Origin of the sequence: Cytobacillus sp. FSL R7-0680 (assembly GCF_038009245.1) — a bacterium.
GTDB classification, from domain to species: domain Bacteria; phylum Bacillota; class Bacilli; order Bacillales; family Cytobacillaceae; genus Cytobacillus; species Cytobacillus kochii.
Window position 1 is genome coordinate 49630 of sequence record NZ_JBBPAO010000001.1, and the last position, 13313, is coordinate 62942.

The 13313-nt window shown below is 36.2% G+C and carries 15 protein-coding genes and 1 other annotated feature; of the genes, 11 read left to right on the plus strand and 4 right to left on the minus strand.

Annotated features, from left to right (window positions below; all coding sequences use genetic code 11):
- Nucleotides 1–2: 2 nt before the first annotated feature.
- Both MKY26_RS00250 and aspS read left to right on the plus strand, forming a co-directional pair.
- The gene (locus tag MKY26_RS00250) at nucleotides 3–710 is read left to right on the plus strand and encodes a GNAT family N-acetyltransferase (protein WP_370873372.1); all 708 of its coding nucleotides are present in this window, start codon (nucleotides 3–5) and stop codon (nucleotides 708–710) included.
- Between the two features lie 51 nt (nucleotides 711–761).
- Nucleotides 762–994, plus strand: a binding site (T-box leader).
- 116 nt (nucleotides 995–1110) lie between these two features.
- Nucleotides 1111–2415 carry an aspartate--tRNA(Asn) ligase gene (gene aspS / locus MKY26_RS00255; RefSeq protein WP_445293135.1) on the plus strand — a complete coding sequence of 435 codons (1305 nt, stop codon included), beginning with the start codon at nucleotides 1111–1113 and terminating at the stop codon, nucleotides 2413–2415.
- A gap of 85 nt (nucleotides 2416–2500) precedes the next feature.
- On the opposite strand, the gene MKY26_RS00260 is transcribed toward aspS, so the two are convergent.
- The 3 genes from MKY26_RS00260 to MKY26_RS00270 all read right to left on the minus strand — a co-directional run bounded on the left by MKY26_RS00260 (nucleotide 2501) and on the right by MKY26_RS00270 (nucleotide 5836).
- Entirely contained in the window at nucleotides 2501–3352 is an 852-nt protein-coding gene (locus MKY26_RS00260; protein WP_095370175.1) for a methyl-accepting chemotaxis protein, read from the minus strand.
- A gap of 19 nt (nucleotides 3353–3371) precedes the next feature.
- On the minus strand, nucleotides 3372–4832 hold the full coding sequence (locus MKY26_RS00265; RefSeq protein WP_307317652.1) for an aldehyde dehydrogenase family protein: 1461 nt from the start codon (nucleotides 4830–4832) through the stop codon (nucleotides 3372–3374).
- Nucleotides 4833–4957: 125 nt separating this feature from the next.
- Nucleotides 4958–5836: a LysR family transcriptional regulator gene (locus tag MKY26_RS00270; protein WP_095370173.1), complete on the minus strand. Its 879-nt coding sequence runs from the start codon at nucleotides 5834–5836 to the stop codon at nucleotides 4958–4960.
- 105 nt (nucleotides 5837–5941) lie between these two features.
- On the opposite strand from MKY26_RS00270, the gene MKY26_RS00275 reads away from it, so the two are divergent.
- Nucleotides 5942–7033 carry a citrate synthase/methylcitrate synthase gene (locus MKY26_RS00275; protein ID WP_095370172.1) on the plus strand — a complete coding sequence of 364 codons (1092 nt, stop codon included), beginning with the start codon at nucleotides 5942–5944 and terminating at the stop codon, nucleotides 7031–7033.
- 145 nt (nucleotides 7034–7178) lie between these two features.
- Nucleotides 7179–7445, plus strand: a complete 267-nt coding sequence (locus tag MKY26_RS00280) for a hypothetical protein (protein ID WP_095370171.1) — start codon at nucleotides 7179–7181, stop codon at nucleotides 7443–7445.
- Nucleotides 7446–7452: 7 nt separating this feature from the next.
- On the opposite strand, the gene MKY26_RS00285 is transcribed toward MKY26_RS00280, so the two are convergent.
- Nucleotides 7453–7962 (minus strand): DUF6241 domain-containing protein, encoded by a 510-nt coding sequence (locus MKY26_RS00285; RefSeq protein WP_224935203.1) that lies wholly within the window; start codon nucleotides 7960–7962, stop codon nucleotides 7453–7455.
- A 175-nt stretch (nucleotides 7963–8137) separates the two neighbouring features.
- On the opposite strand from MKY26_RS00285, the gene MKY26_RS00290 reads away from it, so the two are divergent.
- The 7 genes from MKY26_RS00290 (at nucleotide 8138) to MKY26_RS00320 (ending at nucleotide 13305) form a co-directional block, all read left to right on the plus strand.
- Nucleotides 8138–8560 (plus strand): MarR family winged helix-turn-helix transcriptional regulator, encoded by a 423-nt coding sequence (locus MKY26_RS00290; protein ID WP_095370169.1) that lies wholly within the window; start codon nucleotides 8138–8140, stop codon nucleotides 8558–8560.
- Entirely contained in the window at nucleotides 8544–8891 is a 348-nt protein-coding gene (locus MKY26_RS00295) for a DUF3147 family protein (protein WP_095370168.1), read from the plus strand. Before MKY26_RS00290 ends, MKY26_RS00295 begins: the two co-directional genes overlap by 17 nt.
- Before the next feature lie 105 nt (nucleotides 8892–8996).
- Nucleotides 8997–9716: a YebC/PmpR family DNA-binding transcriptional regulator gene (locus MKY26_RS00300; RefSeq protein ID WP_095370167.1), complete on the plus strand. Its 720-nt coding sequence runs from the start codon at nucleotides 8997–8999 to the stop codon at nucleotides 9714–9716.
- Between the two features lie 222 nt (nucleotides 9717–9938).
- The gene (locus MKY26_RS00305) at nucleotides 9939–10202 is read left to right on the plus strand and encodes a CD3324 family protein (protein WP_095370166.1); all 264 of its coding nucleotides are present in this window, start codon (nucleotides 9939–9941) and stop codon (nucleotides 10200–10202) included.
- A gap of 101 nt (nucleotides 10203–10303) precedes the next feature.
- Nucleotides 10304–10945, plus strand: a complete 642-nt coding sequence (locus MKY26_RS00310) for a FusB/FusC family EF-G-binding protein (protein ID WP_095370165.1) — start codon at nucleotides 10304–10306, stop codon at nucleotides 10943–10945.
- 379 nt (nucleotides 10946–11324) lie between these two features.
- On the plus strand, nucleotides 11325–12305 hold the full coding sequence (locus tag MKY26_RS00315) for a FecCD family ABC transporter permease (RefSeq protein ID WP_095373509.1): 981 nt from the start codon (nucleotides 11325–11327) through the stop codon (nucleotides 12303–12305).
- Nucleotides 12298–13305: a FecCD family ABC transporter permease gene (locus MKY26_RS00320; protein ID WP_095370164.1), complete on the plus strand. Its 1008-nt coding sequence runs from the start codon at nucleotides 12298–12300 to the stop codon at nucleotides 13303–13305. Before MKY26_RS00315 ends, MKY26_RS00320 begins: the two co-directional genes overlap by 8 nt.
- The last annotated feature ends 8 nt before the right edge of the window (nucleotides 13306–13313 follow it).

Genomic DNA, 13313 nt, shown 5'->3' on the forward strand with positions numbered 1-13313 from the left:
GATTGAATGTAATCATGAGAGAAATGACAAAGCAAGGCCCATCTTATGAAGTTACAAATCTAGAAGAACAGCATATTGAACAAATTTTACAATTGCAACAAAAGGTTATCCATGCCCTTCCGGATAAAAAAGTATTACAGCCTTTAGCGAAAGAGGAGTTCCTCAATATTTTAAGGGGAAATGGAAAAATGGTTGGTGCTTGGGTCAAAGAGCAATTAATTGCCTTTCGCGCATTGCTAATTCCACCTGAAAATGATCCTGAGCACCTTGGTCTAGATGCTGGTGTAACGGATTTATCCACGGTTATCTATCAAGAAATATCTAATGTAGATCCTATGTATAGAGGGAATAAATTACAGCAAAAGCTTGCTCAAATTTTAATGGAACAATTGAAAAAAGAATCACATCAGTATAGATATGTTTGTTGTACAGTCGCTCCTTTTAATTACCCTTCACTTAAGGATAAGTTTGCCCAAGATATGCAAATCATTGATCTTAAGGAGAAATATGGGGGTAGCCTTCGCTATGTTTTTATGAAAGATTTGCAAGCTACTAAAGTTGTCCAACAAGGAGAAGTGATTGAAATAAAGATGGATGATATCACCAAACAACAGCAATATTTACAGTCTGGTTGGCGCGGGGTGAAAATGATCATAGCAGAACAGGAGACAAAAGTGGTTTACACCCGTTTTAATGAGGCAGATTTATAAACGAAATAGTTTGACATTTAGGGTGAAGCGATGTATCTTAAATAATAATATTCGAGAGCGTTGAGTTGGAGGAGTAGTTTGACACCCTTATTTATAAGAGAGCTGCTTATTTTAGCTGAAAGAGTGGCGATAAGGAGTTAGATGAAAGACACCAATGAGTTCCATCTGAAAAGTTTTTACTAAGTAGGCGTGGACGGTGGCCACCGTTAACGGGCATATAAGAGATTACATTGAATGATGTAATAATTAGGGTGGTACCGCGAGAACCGAGCCTCGTCCCTTCTGGGATGAAGCTCGGTTTTTTTGTGTGATAAGAAAGGGGTGATTCACATGGATAGTGATGATGACGATAACGAAGATACAAACAAAATAATAAGGAGTGTGAATGATGATGTTCAAGATCAATGATGGAATAAGCCGTGTGAATTGCTCCGATGTAATGAAACATGTGAACAGAAAGATTACACTATGTGGGTGGGTTCACCGTGTTAGACATTTAGGAAGAATTACTTTCTTACAGTTACGGGATCGTAGTGGCATCATTCAATGTGTATTAGAGAATGAATTGGCTGAAATGAAACTTTCATTAGAGTCAGTTTTTTCTGTACAGGGTCTTGTTGTAAAGACAATGAAAACCGATACGGGTGTAGAGGTAATTGTAGATAAGCTTCAGTTATTAAACACTGCTAATGCACCTTTACCAATTGAATTAAATCAAAAAGAATTAGATGTCCACATGGACACATTATTGAATAATCGTGTTTTATCACTACGGAACCATAAAGAGCATCTCATGTTTAATATAAAGTCGGCAATTGTTGACGCCTTTTCATCTTTTTTACGAAATGAGGATTTTATCCAAATTTTCACACCGAAAATTGTAGCAGCGGGTGCTGAAGGAGGGGCGAACCTTTTCTCAATAGACTATTTTAATCAACCTGCTTATTTAGGGCAATCACCACAATTTTATAAGCAAATGATGGTAGCAGCAGGATATGAACGAGTATTTGAAGTAGCTCCTGTTTATCGAGCGGAAGAACATGCGACATCTAGACATTTAAATGAATACATTTCCCTTGATTTAGAGATGGGTTTTGTATTTTCGAGCAAAGAGTTGATGGAATTAGAGGAGAATCTATTACGGTTTATTTTTAACACCATTCGGGACGGTTATCAAAAAGAGCTACAAGAAGTCGGTGTAACAATTCCTTTAATTGAAAGAATACCCAGTATATCACTTCATGAAGCAAAGCAAATTTTAGCTCATGAATATCATAAATCCACTAGTGAGATGGAAGATTTGGATCCTGAGGGAGAACGGTTAATTTGTCAGTATTTTTCTGAAAAGGAAAACAGTGAATTAGTTTTTATCACACATTATCCAAAGACAGTTAGACCAATGTATGCCAAGCCATTAGAAAATCACTCATTATACACAGATTCTTTTGATCTATTGTTCAAAGGGATAGAGATTACAACTGGTGGCTTGAGGATTCATGACTATCAAGAATTAATCACTTCAATAGAAGAAAATCACTTAAAAGTTGCAGATTTTGAAAGTTATACGAATGTCTTTAAGTACGGTATGCCACCACATGGCGGTCTTGCAATAGGCTTAGAGCGACTGACAGCTAAAATAATGAATCGTCCTAATGTCCGCTTTGCGTCGGCATTCCCGCGAGATCGGCATCGATTAACCCCATAAGAAAATGCACGAACAAATGCTAAAGGTATAAGTATTTGTTCGTGCTTCTTTATAGAAGGCAAGCTATGACATGACAGAAAGAATATCAATCACTATCTACTGTCGTATCAGCCATCTCCACTAAATGTTGAGCGTTGCGACTAATTTCTTGAATCGTCGCTGAAAACTCCTGAATGGAGGCTGCTTGGGTATCTGTTAATTGATGAATTTGTGAGAAAGATTGATTAAGCTCAGTGAGTAACCCCGCTATACTTTTCGTAATTTGATCTATTTGCGAAACATGGTCTTTACTATTACTTGCAAGTTTACGAATCTCTTCCGCTACTACAGAGAATCCTCTTCCAGCGTCCCCAGCTCGTGCTGCTTCAATTGCTGCATTTAAACCTAAAAGGTTACTTTGATCAGAAATACTTTTTACAGCAGTGGATATTTTTCCGATTTCATCTGCACTATGGCTAACAGTCCCCATTTGTGAAGACATATCAGTCACTTTATCTGCAAGAATAGTCACTGATTTACTTATCTCTTCAATGGCTGCAGCTGTTTGTTCTGATACTGCTGAAAGACTTTCTGCTACATCGAAGAGCTGATTGGACTTTTCTAAACTAATTCCAATACCTACTCCACCGATTACTTCACCCTTCTCATTATGAAGGGGGATGGCTTTTGCAATAAGGGGAAAACCGAATAATTCTTTTGGTACCATAGATGTTTTGGTGCTATTTGTACGTATGGATTCTGTAATAATGTCACCGTCTATTAGAGGGTCCCCAGGAGAGACATTTAATGAAAATGTCTTTCCTGGATAATTAATGATTAATTTCTCTGTATCATATATACCAATAGTGATATCATCATGAATTAATGTATTTAAGTAAGGTGCTACCTTTAGAAAAGCGTCCATTACGTTTATTGATTGCTGTTCTGTTTCAATCATATTTTTATCTCCCTAATTATTAATATGGCAATTGTCTTTGACTATAATTAACAGAAATCCATTTCATTGTTGTAAACTCATCTAAACTCCAATCTCCATTTAATCGACCAAGTCCGGATTGTTTTTCACCACCAAAAGCAACAATAGGCTCATCGTTAATTGTGACATCATTTACATGAATCATACCCGTGTGAATTCTTTTTGCCATTTCAACACCGCGTTCTACATTGGCAGTATGAAGCGCCCCGCTTAATCCGAGTTGTGTATTGTTGGCAATATTAATGGCATCTTCTTCTGTATCAAAAGTCATAATACAAACAACAGGACCAAAGAGTTCTTTTTGTGCGACTGTCATTTCAGGGGTCACATTTGTTAAAATCGTTGGTGCAACTAAATTCCCGCTAATTTCTCCTAATAGGATAGGTTCTGCACCTTCTTGAATGCCCGTATGAATTAAATCCTCTAATGTTGATGCTTGTCGTTTATTAATAACAGGACCGATAACGGTTTCAGGGTCGCTAGGATCCCCGACTTTAAGTGCTGCTACCTTTTCTTTAAATTTGTTCATAAACGTTGGGTAAATTGATTTTTGAACGAGAATACGATTCGCAGACATACAAATCTGTCCTTGGTGTGTGAAACGGCTAAATGTTGCTGCATTAACGGCATAATCAATATCTGCATCTTCCATGACGATAAAAGCACTATTACCGCCTAACTCTAGTAAAGGTTTTTTAAAGTTCTTCACTGCTACTTGACCGATGTAACTACCTACTGTAGTAGAACCGGTAAAAGAAATGATTCTTGGAATCGGATGTTCTACAAAGCCATCGCCAATTTCCTTAATATCACATAATACAACATTTAGTAATCCTTTAGGGACACCAGCTTCTTCAAATATCTTTCCTATTAATGTACCACCAGTTACCATTGAATCTTCATGAGGTTTGAGGACTACTCCACATCCCGCGCCAAGTGCAGGAGCAACTGATTTCATAGAAAGGAAGAAAGGAAAGTTAAATGGACTAATGACTCCAACCACACCAGCTGGAACACGATATAATCTATTTTCTTTATGGTCTTCTGTAGACGGCAGAATTTTACCTTCCATACGAAGTGGGTAAGTGGCTGCCTCTTTAATCATATTTTTTACAAGGCCAATTTCAAAAGCCGCTTTTAATCGAGTACCTCCAAGTTCAGCAATAATTAACTGGACAATTTCTTCTTCATGTGAGTCGATAATGGCTACCGCTTTTTCTAATATGTCTCGTTTTTTATAGGGGTTGACACGATCCCATTCTAGCTTTGCCTTAGCACTTGCTTGATATGCTTCATCAATATCTTCTAATGTAGCACCATTTACTTCTGCAAGGATGTCTTCATTAAATGGATTAATATTTTGTAAGAGAGTTTGACTATTTCCTTGGCGCCATTCTCCATTTATAAACTGCTTATTTAATACTGATAATTGAAAACTCATGGAAAAACCTCCTTAGAATATATGAATCTAAGATGTTTATCGACTATAAGAGTCGAAAATGATAGTTAGTAAATGTAAAATATATAGGTAATTATATCTAATGTTGTTCATGTTTCGTTGAATTGTCACAAACGGTAGTTTTGTAAATATTTCATGAAATCAATTTGTTGGTTATTTTCTTTTTTCATCCAAGCGTACGTATGGGCTTGGGGTAATGTAATTTTTGATTGGGGGACTTCTAATAACCATCCTTCCATTAATTCTCTTCTTACAGTGGACAGCGGTAAATAGGAAACACCCAATCCCTCAATAATGAACCGTTTAGAAATGTGTATTTGCGATACTTTCATTGTTTTGATAAAGGCATACTGATAGTGAAGATCATTTTTTAGTTTAGACCAGTATATGGGATGATTGTCGGTTATTAAAAGATGATGAAATAAAATATCTTCCTCTTCCAATGGTGGTGCGCTCTCAGCATCTTTTCCATCATGCGCGATGATTAATTTAACATCTTCAGAGTATAGTATTTGATATTGCACCTCTCTTGAATTAGGCAGATTACAGCTCAAGCCGATATCAATATCCTCTTCGAAGAGAGCTTTTTCCATTTCCTCGGATTCTAGTACATGTACAGCTACTTCAACAAATGGATGCTTTCGCATATAATTTTTTAATGCGAAAGGTAGAATCGTATCAGCGATAATAGGAGAAATTCCTATGCTTAGCGAGGAAGTATATCCTTGCGTATAATGACTAAGTGCTTTTTTACCATCTTCAAAACTTGCTAGAATTTGTTTAGCATACGGAAGAAATTGTTTCCCGGCCTTTGTTAAACGCATGGAACGTCCCTCTTTCTTGAAAAGAGTGGTTGCTAATGCTTTTTCTAAATGACGGATATGAACAGTAACTGACGGTTGCGAAATATAAAGAGCTTCTGCTGTTTGTCTATAGTTTAAATAGTTTGCTGCTGTAATAAAGGTTTTTAACCATTGGAACTCCAATTTCCTCACCATCCTATCAATTAATATTATTAAATGAATTGATAAAAAATATTTAATTTTCTTAATTATACAACGATCGTATACTAAAAAAAAGAAGAGAGGAGAATGAAAATGTTCAGGAAAGGCTTAAAGGGTGTCGTTGCGGTTGAAACAAAAGTGGCTTCTGTAGATGGAGAAAAAGGAAGATTAACTTATCGAGGTTATGACGTTGGAGAATTGACGAAAACATTAACATTTGAAGAAGCAGCATTTCTACTGTGGTATGGGGAGTTGCCAACGGATAGGGAAGTGAAGAAGTGCATTCAAAAGATCAAAGATAATAGAGCATTAAGTCCTTTGCAATGGGAAGTGCTGCAGGCATTACCAAGAGATATGAGTTTAATGGATGTCATTCGAACGCTTATTTCATTAGAAGGTGATCAAACTTACAGCGGTCCCCCTACAGTGGAACAAGCCATCAAGCTAACAGCGGTAATTCCTACGATTATTGCTCACCGTACGAGACTATTAGCAAACAAAGATGTGGTCCATCCAGAGCTACAATTGTCACATGTTGAAAACTATTTATATATGCTTACTGGAAAAAAACCGTTAATAGCTCATGTTCAGGCATTAGAGACGTATATGATTTTAACGATGGAACACGGTATGAACGCATCAACATTTGCCGCTCGTGTGACCGCTTCTACTGAGTCAGATATCGTTTCTAGTATTGTAACAGCAATTGGTACAATGAAAGGACCACTACATGGTGGTGCGCCTACAGGTGTTATCGCATTATTAGAAGAATTGAAGGTTAGTAACGATAGAAAGAAAACGATTAAACATAAGATACTAAGTGGTGAAAAATTAATGGGGTTTGGCCATCGTGTATATAAAACGGTTGATCCAAGAGCCGAGGCTTTAAAAGAAAAGTTACTATCGATGCAAGTAGAGGATTCTTGGCTTCATTTTGCAATTGAAGTTGAAAAAGAAGTGGTTACAATACTTGCTGAGTTAAAACCTGATAGAAAACTATATACCAATGTTGAATTTTACGCAACAGCAATTATGAGAGCGCTCTCAATGGATCCTACTCTTTTTACTCCCACCTTCACTGCTGCTAGAATGGTAGGCTGGACAGCACATATTCTTGAACAAGCTGAAGATAATGTCATTTTTAGACCACAATCGACGTATGTTGGATCGGAAAAATAATCTCTGTATGTAAATGACAAAAAAGTTGCCCGAAAAATGGGCAACTTTTTTTGTGTAATTTTACATTATTACCCATATATTAATGATTTAGAATAAAGTATATTAAGCGTATGTAATTTTGAAAATGATGGATGGGAGGGAAGGGATGAAGTATATTTATTCTTTTAGTGTGTTTATATTGGTTTTGTTAATGTGTTTTTATTTAGTTGCTACAAGCATTGTAGGTAGTTATCTTATTGGTGATGAGTTGTATAAGAATCATCTTATTTTTCCAACTGCACAAGATGGAACACCTACTGTGGTGGATCAAGCGTTGTATGCATTTAAAGTTTCAGGCTATCCCTATTATGCCCTTCTCTGCTTTATGATGATTATATTTACTCTGTATAGAAAAAAGAGGAAAAGTAAGTAGTTACGACTTATTCAAAATACTTCTCAATAAAAGCTTCTTCTTCTTCTGGGGATAAGATTCCAGTTGCCTTACCAATTGTGCCATTTTGCAATGACCAGAAATAATTGTGGTCATTATCTACATTAGAGAAATCCCCTTTGCTCCATTTATCTAAAATAGTTAAAAGCTCTTCTTCATGTTCAAATTGATTGTTTTCAATCGTTTTTTTTACTTCTTCAATTGCTTGTTCTGACATTCGAACAGAACCCCACTTTTCACTTGCCTTGACTTTTTGATGTGTCATTTTATGCATCACATCAATTACTTCACTTTGAGTCGAATTTGTACTTAATCCTGTGTTTTCCGTATAGGCATTCATATCCCCATCTATACTAGCTTTTCTTGATGCTTTATTTGAAGTATCACCTTGAAGATTAGCTACTGAAAGAGAATCATTACTGAGATAACTTGCAGTAAACCAGCCTCCGCTAATAATCACAAATCCACTTATTATAATAATTACGAGCCATTTTTTCATATTAATTTGATCCCCTTTCAAAGTAGGAAGGTTTGTGAAGGTGGAAACTTTCTTAGAGAATTGATTTTAATACAGATTATTGTGAATATTTTACCATAACTTAAAAACATTTGTATATTTATCGTATTATACGATATAATCTTATTATAAGATGAAAAAGAATGAGGTTGATTATATGAATCCAACTGAACTAAATAAATACTGGACAGACATCTATTTTTACTTACGTTATCAAAATCAAAACGAGGATAAGATATCCCATCAAGGTGTAAGGATTTTGCAGCTTTTAGATAAGTGTGAACATATTGGAATAAAAGAAGTAGCGAAAAATATTGACGTCTCACACAATACTGCGTCTGAACATGTGAAGAGATTGATTCATAAGTCATGGATACATAAAGAAAGATCAACAGTAGATGAGAGAATGGTTATATTAAGGCTAACTGAACAAGGGAGGCAAGTACTAAAGAGAAATGCGAATCTTGACGAGGGAAAATTAGCGCATATTCTTGCTAGTATGACGCCTTCGGAGAAACAAATCATTGATTCAGCCTTACACTTATTAAGTGAGCGAGCGAAAAATGCAACTAATAGTTAAAATACTTCTTTCAGCAATCATTATTGGCGTTGTTACAGAAATGGCTAAACGTTTTCCTACATATGGTGGTGTCATTGCTGCATTGCCACTTGTCAGTTTATTAAGCCTTATTTGGCTCTGGGTAGAAAAAAATGATACAGGAGTGATGAGTGAATTCACACTTGGGGTTCTTTTAGGTTTACCAAGTACGATAGTGCTTTTGGCTATTGTCTTTTTTTCGCTAAAGTCTGCTTTTTCTTTTGCTGTTTCTATTCTTTTCGGTGTCATAGGTTGGGCAGTTTTTCTCGGGGCACAATTTGTCTTACTTAACCTATGGAAAAACATTAATTAATCAACGAGCTTTTTTCTCTTAGCGGTTTGCGTTATAATAATCAATGAATATTTAGTGCATCTAAAAAAATGATGATTAGATAAAAGTTGAAAGAGAGTGGGACATATGGGCCGTAAATGGAATAATATAAAAGATAAGAAAGCGGCAAAGGACGCCAATAATAGCCGTATTTATACGAAATTTGCCCTTGAAATCTACGTAGTGGCAAGACAAGGGGAACCTGATCCAGAATCGAATCAGGCATTAAAACAAGTATTGGAACGTGCAAAAACATATAATGTACCGAGAAATATTATCGACCGCGCGATTGATAAAGCGAAGGGTGGCGGGGAAGAAAAGTATGATGAACTTCGTTACGAAGGATTTGGTCCTGGAGGTAGTATGATTATTGTTGATGCCCTTACCAATAATGTCAATCGCACAGCATCAAATGTGCGTGCTGCATTTGGTAAGAATGGTGGAAATATGGGTGTAAGTGGCTCTGTTTCTTATATGTTTGATGCAACAGCTGTTTTTGGTTTAGAAGGAAAAACAGCGGATGAAGTGTTAGAAATATTGATGGAAGCGGATATTGATGTGCGTGACCTTCTTGAAGAAGAAGAATCAGTGATTGTTTATGCAGAACCTGACCAATTCCATGCTGTTCAAGAGGCGCTAAAAGGTGCTGGCATTGAAGAGTTTACGGTTGCAGAACAAACGATGTTACCACAAACAGAAGTGAACTTAGAGGAAGAACAACTTGCGCAATTTGACAAATTAATTGATGCCCTAGAAGATTTAGATGATGTACAACGTGTTTACCATAATGTAGACATGAGTGAATAAATATGAATGATGGATGCGATTTTTTGTTTCGCATCCATTTTATTCTATTTTTAGGAGGTGGTCACAAAATGCAAATCACCTTTTTGCTAAATAACGAAACAGCTCACGCAAAGCCTATAGAGAAGGCGATACTTTGTGTGAGGTAGAATAAAAGCAATCGCCATGTCTCTTCATTAGGCTTTGCGTCCTTATTATCTACAAACAATAAGGAGCGAGCGTAAGATGAGATATCAAAAAGCAAAGAATGTGTTACCACCTGAATTATTAAAAGAGATACAAAAATATATTCAGGGTGAATCGATTTATATCCCTAAACCCGTTCACAATAAGGATGGTTGGGGAATGAAATCAGGAGCAAGACTCAAAATCAGTCAAAGAAATGAAGAAATTAGAGCATCCTATAGTATGGGGAAAACAATGGATGAGCTAAGCGATGAATACTTTTTAGCTCACGAGACAATAAGGAAAATTATTTACACAAAATAAATGATTTATGCCGACTTTAATTTTTATTTAAATTCGGCATTTTTTTATGTTTACATATAGGGTAAATTAATAAGGAAGAAACTAAGGCAGGAGTGAAAATAATGATAGCCTTTATGACCAACGAACAGTATAATCTTGTGAAAAAACAGGTGAATAAAATAATAAATGCCAAGGCCTCTGTCAATGATCCAACGATCTTAAAAACAGTAAAAACATTGGCATGGGAAGCGGTTCAGCAATCATTACCTGATATGGCGGAGGAGGAGGCTTCCTTACTGGGACAAATGCAATTGGTTGACGATCGATTAGCTGCAGATAAATTCTTCTATGAATTAAAGCGTTACGTTATCCCCTTCCCAGCTCTGTCAGAAACGAAACTAAGGAAGTTATTTCCAAAAGTGAAGAAGCTGAAGTTCCCATTAATTGATGCAGAAGATTATCAAACAATGACCTATCTATCTTGGGATGAAAAGGGTAGTCAGTACCGAATGATTGTTGCCCCATACGAGCAAAGCTATATTGGTTTAAGAGGAACTTTCCAACCTTCTGAACAAAAAGGGCTTTGTCATATTTGTCACCGTTTTACAGATATAGGCATGTTCATAGTCGAGACAAAGGGTGAAGTGGTTGGTACTTTTACCAAAAGAGGTAATACGGTGTGTAAAGATATGAAAGATTGTAATCATCATGTAGAAACTTTGCTTCATTTGTCAAAATTTATTCGACATATAAAAGGAAAATAGATAAATGTAGCGAAATACTTAAGTGGATATTGATTTGATTTTTAAGCGGCACTTCAGCGATGAAGTTGCCGTTTTTCTTTTGGTTGAGAAAATATAATTTGTCTAGTAAAATGCGCACATGCTGAAGGCTTCTAGGCTGACTGTATGTGTTTTTTTCTTCAAGGTATGAGAAGATTCGGTTTTTTCTCTTTTTATCTTGTCAATTGAGAGATGTTTTATTATAGTAAATGATAACGATTATCATTTTCGCCAAGAGTTGAGGTGGATTTTTTACATAGAAACAAAGACGGTAGTATCTTAACTATTTCTATACATTTTAATAGAAAAATAAATAAAAAGAGTTGTGGGGATTGTGAAGAATAAAACAAGATTAGCAAAAATGATTATATTGATATCACCTATACTTATTATAATAACAACTATTTTATCTGTTATTTACGGAACTAAAGGGATATCTTTAGCAACGATTTGGGAAGCTTTTACTGCATACGATGAAGGTAATACCGATCATGCGATTATTATTACCTCAAGGTTACCGAGGGTATTAACGGCCATGTTAGTTGGTGCATTTTTAGCTGTATCAGGTGCGATTATGCAAGGGATGACAAGGAATTATTTAGCTTCTCCTTCCATTATGGGTGTAACAGATGGTTCGGCTTTTGTTATTACTATTTGCATGATTGTATTGCCGAATATGACTTCAATTGAAATGATACTGTTTTCAATGGTTGGCTCCGCATTAGGTGCAGGGATTGTCTATGGGTTTGGCTCATTAATACCAAAAGGTTTGACACCCGTTCGATTAGCGATTATTGGGACCGTCATAGGTACCTTTTTATCAAGTACTTCTGCTGCATTAGCATCGTATTTTCAAATTTCACAAGATGTTAGTTTTTGGTATAATGCCAAACTACATCAAGTAGATGTAGATACATTTCTTTTGGCCATTCCATTTGGTGTCATTGGTTTGATTATCGCTCTCATCACTTCTGGACATATTACCATTCTTTCTCTAGGAGAAGAAATTGCTGTTACTTTGGGGCAAAAGACGAAATGGGTGAAAGCACTTGCTTTATTGGCAGTCATTTGTCTGACTGGGACAGCAGTAGCCCTCGTTGGTAAGGTTGGTTTTGTAGGGTTAATTATTCCTCATATTGCGAGATTTTTAGTTGGTGTAGATTATAGATGGCTCATTCCATCTTCCGCAATAATTGGGGCGATATTTCTAGCAGTATGTGATATCATTAGCCGGTTTGTCAATCATCCGTTCGAGACACCAATTGGTGTTGTGACAGCACTCATAGGAGTGCCATTCTTCCTCTACCTGATTTATAAGAGAGGGGGCGAAAAGCATGCGTAAAACCGTTCTTATTGCGATTGCTTTATCTATTCTTATTTTAGTGAGTGCTTATGTAAGCTTAGTTTATGGAGTTATAAATGTAAATTTTACTGATGTCATCAATACTTTATTCCGTATTGATCCGTCTGATCAGCTTGATTTAGTTATTTTTGATTTTCGCTTGCCTCGAATTGTCATTGGAGCACTTGTTGGATTTGGTTTAGGAATAGCAGGTACGGTCATTCAAGGTGTAACAAGGAATGGATTGGCTGATTCCGGAATTCTAGGAATCAATGCTGGAGCAGGGGCTGCAATTGTTATATTTATGTTGTTTTTCCAAGGGCAGCTGGATTTAACTGGTTGGCTATCGATTATGATTATGCCGATTTTTGGATTGATTGGTGGACTACTTGCAGCGGTTATTATCTTTTTCTTCTCTTGGCAAAAGGGGACATTTGATACTGGTCGGTTAATTCTAACTGGAATTGCCATTAGTTCGGGTTTTGGCGCGCTTTCTATGTATATCTCTTTAAAAATGAATTCTTCTGATTATGAGATGGCTGCTGTTTGGGTATCTGGGAGTATTTATAATGCGAATTGGATTTATATTATTTCAATGATACCTTGGCTAGTTATTCTTATTCCATTAATTATCCGGAAAAGTTATTTATTAGATCTTTTTCGACTATCTGACATTAGTTCGAAGGGTGTAGGAGTACCTGTTGAACGTGAAAAGATTAAACTCATTATTTTAAGCATTGGGTTAATTAGTGCTTGTGTATCTGTTTCAGGAAATATTAGCTTCATTGGTTTAATGGCACCACATATTGCACGACAATTGGTAGGAATGAAGCATCAATATATTTTACCGATTTCGGGCTTGATTGGTATGTTTCTTGTGGTCATTGCTGATTTTGTTGCCAAAAATGTTTTCACGCCAGTCGAATTGCCGGTAGGAATTGTCATATCAATGATTGGTGTACCATATTTCTTATATTTATTAGTCAAGCAAAAAAGATAATGATGGGG